Annotated in this window: 1 pseudogene; it reads right to left on the bottom strand. The window is 63.8% G+C overall.

The features are described 5' to 3' along the window. A pseudogene (locus RAD10_RS42620) lies at positions 1-232 on the bottom strand (acyclic terpene utilization AtuA family protein); the annotation flags it as partial.

Below are 232 nucleotides of genomic sequence, written 5' to 3'. Positions count from 1 at the left end.
AATTCGTCGAGGTTGGCAAGCACCTGCGGGTCCTCGATGCCGATGAGCATGATGGTCTGAAAATCACCGCCGCGGGCCCCTTCGAGCTTCATGGTGTAGGGCTTCGGCGTCCAGCGCGAGCCGGTGACGCGGGTGATGCGGTTGTCGACCCAGCGATAGTCCGCGTCCCTGGCATCGAGCACGCCGCCGGGCTCTGTCAGCGTGAACGGGTCGCTGTTCTCGTACAACAGGT

This window comes from Bradyrhizobium sp. 23AC, assembly GCF_054863025.1.
Note: the sequence above shows the minus strand (reverse complement) of the source record. Positions and strands in the feature narration are given on the sequence as shown.